The organism is Streptomyces sp. col6 (assembly GCF_008042035.1).
In the GTDB taxonomy this organism is placed as follows: Bacteria; Actinomycetota; Actinomycetes; order Streptomycetales; family Streptomycetaceae; genus Streptomyces.
In genome coordinates, this window is the sequence record NZ_RDBL01000013.1 from 859,558 (window position 1) to 864,375 (window position 4,818).

4 protein-coding genes and 1 pseudogene are annotated in these 4,818 nt (G+C 71.3%); 4 read left to right on the forward strand and 1 reads right to left on the reverse strand.

Going from position 1 to position 4,818, the window contains the following annotated elements; all coding sequences use genetic code 11:
• Positions 1–35 precede the first annotated feature (35 nt).
• Both EAO73_RS37225 and EAO73_RS20505 read left to right on the forward strand, forming a co-directional pair.
• On the forward strand, positions 36–107 hold the full coding sequence (locus tag EAO73_RS37225) for a recombinase-like helix-turn-helix domain-containing protein (protein ID WP_412075087.1): 72 nt from the start codon (positions 36–38) through the stop codon (positions 105–107).
• Positions 108–114: 7 nt separating this feature from the next.
• Positions 115–1,098, forward strand: a complete 984-nt coding sequence (locus EAO73_RS20505; protein WP_147972958.1) for an aromatic ring-hydroxylating oxygenase subunit alpha — start codon at positions 115–117, stop codon at positions 1,096–1,098.
• Between the two features lie 141 nt (positions 1,099–1,239).
• Here the strand turns inward: EAO73_RS20505 and EAO73_RS20510 are convergent, their stop codons facing one another.
• On the reverse strand, positions 1,240–1,812 hold the full coding sequence (locus tag EAO73_RS20510) for a MarR family winged helix-turn-helix transcriptional regulator (protein ID WP_224756382.1): 573 nt from the start codon (positions 1,810–1,812) through the stop codon (positions 1,240–1,242).
• 127 nt (positions 1,813–1,939) lie between these two features.
• Between EAO73_RS20510 and EAO73_RS37350 the strand changes: the two are divergent.
• Both EAO73_RS37350 and EAO73_RS37355 read left to right on the forward strand, forming a co-directional pair.
• Positions 1,940–4,080, forward strand: a pseudogene (locus tag EAO73_RS37350) (ERAP1-like C-terminal domain-containing protein).
• 22 nt (positions 4,081–4,102) lie between these two features.
• Positions 4,103–4,818: pyridoxal phosphate-dependent decarboxylase family protein (locus EAO73_RS37355; RefSeq protein ID WP_412075089.1), on the forward strand; the 716-nt coding region annotated here is incomplete at its 3' end.

Consider the following 4,818-nt stretch of genomic DNA (forward strand, 5'->3'; position numbering starts at 1 on the left):
TGCCCGGACTTGTCGCCGGACTCAACTCCCGCGACCTGCCCGCCCCCGACGGCAGCCCCTGGACCGAGGAAACCTTCCGCACCGAGATGCGACGACTGGGAGCGTGAGACAGCCATGACCACCGCCACCGGCATCCGCAACCAGTGGTACGCCGTCTGCCCCTCGGACTTCGTCCCCGCCGGCGGCATGAAACGCCTCACCCTCCTCGGCGAGGAATGGCTCCTCTTCCGCCGCGCCGACGGCACCCTCCACATGCTGGAGGACCGCTGCCCCCACCGCGGCGCCCGCCTCTCCCTCGGCAAACACCTCGGCGACCGCATCGCCTGCTGGTACCACGGCGTCCAGGTCGACGGCACCGGCACCGTCGCCGCCGTCCCCGGCCTCCCCGGCTGCAACCTGGAGGGCAAACAGCTCGTCGCCGCCCCCCACCTCATCGAGACCGGCGGCGCGATCCTCGCCTACTTCGGCGACTACACCCACGCCGAACCCGTCCCGCTCACCCTCCCCGAACCCCTCACCGACCCCGGCACCTCGGCCTTCCTCTGCTACGCAGAGTGGAACGTCAACTGGCGCTACGCCGTCGAGAACCTGCTCGACCCCATGCACGGCTCGTTCCTCCACCGCGACTCGCACAGCATGGCCGACGGCCAGACCACCGCCCGCTTCCGCATCCGCGAGACCGAACGCGGCTTCTTCTTCGAGAAGACCGACCAGAGCGGCGTCAACTTCGACTGGGTCGAGCTCTGCCGCACCGGCGTCGACTGGGTCGACCTCACCATCCCCTACCCCCCGACCGCCGGACCCGGCGGCCCCTTCGGCATCGTCGGCATGGCCACCCCCATCGACGAGAACCGCTGCGCCGTCTTCTTCTGGCGCTACCGCAAGGTCACCGACTGGCAGCGCGACACCTGGCGCTTCCTGTACAAGACGCTCCTGGAGGACCGCCACTGGGAGGTCCTCGAACAGGACCGCGTCATGCTGGAGGACCTGCGCACCGACGCCGACCAGGCGGAAAACCTCTACCAGCACGACCTGGGCGTGGTCAGGGTCCGCCGCATGTACCGCACAGAAGCGGAGTCCCAGGCGGCGACGGCCTGACTCCCGCCCAGCAAGAACGCAGAGGCACGATCCTCAATCGCCGGCCACACCCAAGCCCGTCCGGCGATTGAGGACACCTCCTCCGCAGGGTGCCGGTGCCCGCACCCGGGCGCACCCGGGGCCCCGGCCCCCGCGGAGCACCTACTCCCCGCCCTCCGCGGACAGCACCGACCGCTCCAGCTTCTCCAGCAACCGCGCCAGCTCCGCACACTCCGCCGCCGACAACCCCGCCAGCATCCGCCGCTCGTTCTCCAGATGCTCCGAGAACAGCTCGTCGATCAGCGAAAGACCCTCGTCCGTCAGCCGCGAGTGCACCACCCGCCGGTCCTGCGGATCGCGCTCCCGCCGGATCAGCCCGTCCTTCTCCAGCCGGTCTATCCGCAGCGTCACACCCGCCGAACTGATCAGCCCCGAATCGGCCAGCTCACCCGCCGTACGCCGGAACGGCGCCCCCGCCCGCCGCAGCGCCGTCAGCACATCGAAACCGGCCATCGAAAGACCCCTGCGCTCCACGGGCCGCGAGATCGCCGTGCTGTACCGCAGGAACGCCCGGTGCAGCCGGCCGAAGACCTCCAGCGGGGCCGTGTCCAGCTCCGGCCGCTCCCGCCGCCAGTCCGCCACGATCGACGCCACCGCGTCCGCCCGCTCCCCGGAGTCCGGAGCCGGGGGCGAACCGGCCGGTACCGCGTCCGCCGCATTCCGGTTCTTCGCCATCCCGGCCACACCTCCGTGCAGGTACACCATGGGGTAAGAATCTTAGCCCTCAAAGGACCACGGGCGGCTGCCCGCCCCCGAGGGAACCCGCCTGCGCGCCGCCCGGCGCATACGGCAGCATGTCCCCATGTCCGTACTGACGCGCGATGAAGCGCAGGCCCGAGCCCAGATCCTCGACGTACACCGATACACGGTCGAACTCGATCTCACCGCGGGGGAGGAGACCTTCGACTCCCGGACCGTGATCGAGTTCACCGCCCGCACGGCCGGTGACACCTTCCTCGAGCTCAAGCCGGCCACCCTGCGCTCGATCAGTCTGGACGGCCGGCCGCTGGACCCCGCGGACCTCACCGAGAACCGGTACGCGCTCACCGGTCTCACCCCCGGCCCGCACGAACTGCGCGTCGACGCCGCCATGCGCTACTCCCGCACCGGCGAAGGCATGCACCGCTTCACCGACCCCAGCGACAACGAGACCTACGTCTACACCCAGCTCTTCATGGAAGATGTCCAGCGCGTCTTCGCCGCGTTCGACCAGCCCGACCTCAAGTCCGTCTTCGCCCTCACCGTCACCGCCCCCGAAGGCTGGACCGTCCTCGGCAACGGCATCGCCGAGCACACCGGCGACGGCCGCTGGACCATCGCCCCCACCCCGCCGCTCTCCACCTACCTCGTCGCCGTCGCCGCCGGCCCCTGGCACTCCGTGACCACCGAGCACGCGGGCCTGCCCTTCGGCATTCACTGCCGCCGCTCCCTCGCCCCCCACCTCGACGCCGACGCCGACGAGATCCTCGACATCACCCGGGCCTGCTTCGACCGGTTCCAGGAGAAGTTCACCGAGCCGTACCCCTTCGACTCCTACGACCAGGCATTCGTCCCCGAGTTCAACGCCGGCGCCATGGAGAACCCCGGCCTCGTCACCTTCCGCGACGAGTTCATCTACCGCTCCGCCGTCACCGACACCGAACGCCAGACCCGCGGCATGGTCATCGCCCACGAGATGGCCCACATGTGGTTCGGCGACCTCGTCACCCTCGCCTGGTGGGACGACATCTGGCTCAACGAGTCCTTCGCCGAGTACATGGGCTACCAGACCCTCGCCGAGGCCACCCGCTTCACGGACACCTGGGTCGACTTCGGCGTCGCCCGCAAGGGCTGGGGCTACGACGCCGAAGTCGACCCAGGTGTCCGTGAAGCGGGTGGCCTCGGCGAGGGTCTGGTAGCCCATGTACTCGGCGAAGGACTCGTTGAGCCAGGTCCTCGAAATCCACCAGCGGCGGCAACCGCACCTCCGGCCGCCGCCCCGCCCTCGTCGTCCTCAACGACGAAGACCTCACCTACGCCAAGATCCGCCTCGACCCCCACTCCTGGAACACGGTCCTCGACAGCCTCTCCGGCATCCCCGACGCCCTCACCCGCGCCGTCGTCTGGAACGCCGCCCGCGACATGGTCCGCGACGGCGAACTCGCCCCCAGCACCTACCTCGAAGCCGCCCGCGACCACCTCCCGTACGAGACCGACCTCGCCCTCCTCCAGGGCGTCCTGGCCTTCGCGGACACCCAGGTCGCCGGCCGCTACACCGCCCCCGAGGACCGGCCCGCCGCCCTCACCGTCCTCACCGCCCTGTGCCGCGACCTCATCCGCCGCACCGAGGACGGCACCCACCCCGGCCTGCGCCTCACCGCCGTACGCCACCTCATCGACGCCGCCACCCAGCCCGACACCATCCAGGGCTGGCTCGCCGACGACACCGTCCCCGGCGGCCCCGAACTCGACCCCGAACTGCGCTGGCGCATCCTCACCCGCCTCGCCGTCCTCGGCGCCACCGACGAGGAGGCCATCGCCGCCGCCCTGGAGGACGACCCCAGCGCCACCGGCCAGGAAGGCGCCGCCCGCTGCCGCGCCGCCCTGCCCACCCCCGAGGCCAAGGCCGCCGCCTGGGACGCGATGTTCCACGACGACAGCCTGTCCAACTACCTCTTCACCGCCACCGCGCAGGGCTTCTGGCAGCCCGAACAGACCGACCTCGTACGCGCATACGTGCCCCGCTTCTACCCCGAGGCCGCCCAGCTCGCCGTCCGCCGCGGCCCCGCCATCGCCGAAGCCGCCGGGCGCAACGCCTTCCCCGTCCACGCCATCGACGCCGAAAGCCTCCGCACCGGGGAAGAAGCCCTGAACGACCCGGCCCTCATCCCGGCCCTCCGCCGCAAGCTCATCGACCAGATCGACGACCTGCGCCGCGCGCTGAACGTACGCGACGCCAACTGACCCCACCCCCCCCAACGGCATCATCGACGTCCCCGCACTCCACGAGACCCTCGCCCGCAACCAGCGACAGGGCCCCCTCCTCGTCACCGCCACCGCCGGCACCACCGACACCGGCCGCATCGACCCCCTCACCGCCATCGCCGACCTCTGCGCCCGCCACGGCGCCGAACTCCACATCGACGCCGCCTACGGCGGACCCCTCCTCCTCAGCCCCGCCCACCGCCACCTGCTAGACGGACTCGACCGCGCCGACAGCGTCGCCCTCGACCTCCACAAACTCGGCTGGCAACCCGCATCCGCCGGCATCTTCGCCGTCCCCGACCGCCACCACCTCCACGCCCTCCACCACCACGCCCCCTACCTCAACGCCGACGACGACACCGAAGCCGGCCTCCCCGACCTCCTCGGCCGCTCCCTGCGCACCACCCGCCGCCCCGACGCACTCAAGATCGCCGTCACCCTCAAAGCCCTCGGCCGCACCGGACTCGCCGACCTCATCGACCGCACCTGCGCCGCCGCCCACACCCTCGCCGACCTCATCACCCGCACCCCCGGCCTCGACCTCTACGACCGCCCCACCATCAGCACCGTCCTCTTCCGCCCCACCGACGCCGACGACCACACCGTCGCCACCATCCGCCGCACCCTCCTCACCCGCGGCCACGCCGTACTCGGCCGCACCCACGCCCACGACCGCCTCTGGCTCAAAGCCACCCTCCTCAACCCCCACACCACCCC